This window comes from Polaromonas sp. P1_E3 (assembly GCF_056405935.1).
The window spans coordinates 1-2,458 of record NZ_JBFUBD010000389.1 but is presented as its reverse complement, the minus strand read 5'-3'; the positions used below and the strand labels follow the sequence as shown (position 1 = coordinate 2,458).

The following is a 2,458-nucleotide window of genomic DNA, read 5'->3' as shown; positions in this document are numbered from 1 at the left end:
GCATGGAGCCTTCAGGCCGCGGACTGGAACCCCAGGTTTTAAGCACAGTCACCAGCTCGCAGCGCAGGCCCGCGGCCAGCCACTGCGATGAGGTCTTCAGAACTTCGAGGTCGATGTTATCCATGCATCAAATGCTAGCAGCCCGCCGTTATTTCCGCCTCGGCCCGGCCGCAAAGCCCTGCGGCCTCAGGCCTTGGCCAGGTTGTCATTCAGCGGCAGCGTACGCACCCGCTTGCCGGTGGCCGCAAACACCGCGTTGGCTACCGCGGGCGCCACCAGCGCCGTGGCCGGCTCGCCAATGCCGCCGGGCTTCTCGGTGCTGGGCACCAGGGTGATGTCCATCACCGGCGATTCATGCATGCGCAGCACCGGGTAGTCGCCAAAGTTGGTCTGCTGCACCCGGCCCTTGTCCAGCGTGATCTGGTTGTTCAGCGCAGCCGACAGGCCAAACACCACGCTCGACTGGATTTGCGCCTGCACCGTGTCGGGGTTGACCATGCGTCCCAGGTCAGCCACCACCGTCACCTTGTGCACCGTGATCTGGTTGTCCTTCACCGACACCTCGGCCACCTGTGCCATGTAGGTGTCGTAGCCTTCCATCAGCGCGATGCCGCGGTTGCGGCCTGCCGGCGGCGGTGTGCCCCAGCCGGCCTTGTCGGCCGCCATCTTCAGCACATTGGCAAAGCGCGGCTGCTTTTCCAGCAGAGACATCCGGTAGGCATACGGGTCTTTGCCGGCCGCCAGCGCCATCTCATCGACAAAACTCTCGTTGGCAAACGCATTGAGCGCATGGCTCACCGATCGCCAGTAGCCTGCGCGCAGCCCGGTGTCGTGAATCACCAGGTCGTACTGCGTGTTCGGGATGTCGTAAGGCACTACGCCGGCTTCGGCCATGAAAGGGTCCAGCGTGTCCTTGGGCAGGCCAAAGGCGCGCTGCGTGATGGACTGCGAGGTCACCTTGAAGTTGAAAGCCACTGGCTTGCCATCAGCCCCCAGCCCGGCCGAAAGCTGGTTCACCGCCATGGGCCGGTAGAAGTCATGCGTGGTGTCGTCCTCGCGGCTCCAGAGCAGCTTGACGGGTTTGCCCACCGCCTTGGAGATTTGCGCCGCCTGCACGATGAAGTCCAGCTCCAGCCGCCTGCCAAAGCCGCCGCCCAGAAAAGTGGTCTTCAGCGTGATGTCTTCAGGCTTGAGGCCCAGCGCCGCCGCCACACTGCCCTCCGCGCCCTGCTGGAACTGCGTGGGTCCGATCAGCAGGATTTTTCCGTTCTTGTAGTCCGCCGTGAAGTTCATCGGCTCCAGCGTGGCGTGTGCCAGCAGCGGCGACACGTACTCGGCCTTGACCGTCTTGGCTGCACCCTTCATGGCACCGGCGGCATCGCCCTTGGGCGCGATGATGGGAATCACCTTGCCGCTGTCCGCCGCCTTGCGTATGCCGTCCAGCATGCTGGCATTGCTGATGGACGCGACCGGGCCTTCGTCCCACTGCACCGTCAACGCCTGGCGCGCCTTGTAGGCATGCCAGTAGCTGTCGGCCACCACGGCCACGCCGTCCGGGATCTGCACCACGTCGATCACGCCGGGCATGGTTTTGGCCTTGCTGGCATCAAAGCTCAAGACCTTGCCGCCAATCACCGGGCATTGCTGCAGGCTGGCGTAGACCATGCCAGGCAGCTTCACGTCAATGCCGAACTCGGCCGTGCCATTGACCTTCATCGGCGTGTCCAGCCGTTTGGTGGGCTTGCCGATCACGGTGAAGTCTTTGGGGTCTTTCAGCGCCACATTCTCCGGCACCGGCAGTTTGGAAGCCGCCTCCGCCAGCGAGCCGTACGTCGCCTTCTTGCCGTTGGGGCCAATGACCATGCCGTTCTCAGCCTTCAGCGTCGATGCGTCAACATTCCATTTGGCAGCCGCCGCCGACACCAGCATCATGCGCACCTGCGCGCCCGCAATGCGCAGCTTCTCCCAGCCGTCCCGCACCGAGGTCGAACCGCCGGTGATCTGCGCGCCCAGCAAGGCATTGGTATAGACCTTGCCCGGAGGCGCAATCGCCACCTTGATCTTGCGCAAATCCACATTCAGCTCTTCGGCAATCAGCATGGGCATCGAGGTGTACACGCCCTGCCCCATCTCGGAGCGGGCCGACAGCAGCGTGATGGTGTTGTCGTCGGCAATGTGCACCCAGGCATTGGGGGTGTAGAGCGTGCCGGCGGCCTGCGCGGACGTCACGGCCAGCGGCAGGCCCAGCGTGACGCCCATCATCAACCCGCCCGTGACGGCTGATGAGGCTTTGAGGAAGGTACGGCGATCAGGGCGATCGAGGGGGACCAGTGTGTTGTCAGTCATGATCGTTCTCCTCAGGCTTTTCGCAGGGTTGAAGCAGCATCCTTGATCGCCGCCTTGATGCGCGGGTAGGTGCCGCAGCGGCAGATGTTGCCGCTCATCGCCGCGTCAATGT

Annotated in this window: 3 protein-coding genes; all 3 read right to left on the bottom strand. The window is 63.9% G+C overall.

Going from position 1 to position 2,458, the window contains the following annotated elements:
- Positions 1–124 (bottom strand): XdhC family protein (locus AC1D0Z_RS19635; RefSeq protein ID WP_477659855.1); only part of this gene is annotated, 124 nt, incomplete at its 3' end.
- Between the two features lie 62 nt (positions 125–186).
- Positions 187–2,346 (bottom strand): xanthine dehydrogenase family protein molybdopterin-binding subunit, encoded by a 2,160-nt coding sequence (locus tag AC1D0Z_RS19630; protein ID WP_477659853.1) that lies wholly within the window; start codon positions 2,344–2,346, stop codon positions 187–189.
- A gap of 11 nt (positions 2,347–2,357) precedes the next feature.
- On the bottom strand, positions 2,358–2,458 hold a 101-nt coding region (locus AC1D0Z_RS19625), incomplete at its 5' end, for a 2Fe-2S iron-sulfur cluster-binding protein (protein WP_477659854.1).